This is a genomic window from Chryseobacterium sp. GVT01B (assembly GCF_019970045.1).
In the GTDB taxonomy this organism is placed as follows: domain Bacteria; phylum Bacteroidota; class Bacteroidia; order Flavobacteriales; family Weeksellaceae; genus Chryseobacterium.
In genome coordinates this window covers 1-632 of sequence record NZ_JAHXYI010000020.1, presented here as the reverse complement: position 1 = coordinate 632, position 632 = coordinate 1, and the positions used below count along the sequence as shown (strand labels likewise).

Sequence of the window (632 nt, the reverse complement as noted above, 5' to 3'; positions counted from 1 at the left end):
CTTGCCAATTTAGGTGAAGAGTATTCTAAGCCTGTGGTGAAGCTTTTTGATATCATCGCTCACGCAATCCTTAAAATGGTTGGGTACATCATGTGGTTTGCTCCGCTGGGAGTATTGGGAGCTATTGCTGCAGTAGTGGCGACCAATGGTTTTGAAATCTTTAAAGTATATGCTATTTATTTAAGAGACTTCTTCTTTGCTATAGGAGTTCTTTGGCTGGTACTTTTACTGGTAGGTTATTTTATCTTAGGAAACCGTCTTTTTGACCTTTTAAAAAGAATAAAAGAACCTTTACTGATTGCTTTCTCTACTACGAGTTCAGAAGCTGTATTCCCGAAACTGGTTGAAGAATTGGAGAAATTCGGGTGCAACAGCAGGGTAGTATCCTTTATTTTACCTTTAGGATATTCATTCAACCTTGATGGAAGTATGATGTATATGACGTTTGCATCCATCTTTATTGCACAGATTTATGGAATCGAAATGAGCCTTGGACAGCAGATCACCATGCTATTGGTATTAATGCTTACTTCAAAAGGAATTGCCGGTGTTCCGAGAGCTTCTTTGGTAATTATTGTAGCAACGTGTTCCATGTTTGGTATTCCGCCGGAAGGAATTGCTTTGATCTTACC

1 protein-coding gene is annotated in these 632 nt (G+C 38.9%); it reads left to right on the top strand.

Annotated elements, in window-relative coordinates; all coding sequences use genetic code 11:
* Positions 1 to 632 (top strand): dicarboxylate/amino acid:cation symporter (locus tag LC457_RS23265; protein WP_223601918.1); only part of this gene is annotated, 632 nt, incomplete at both ends.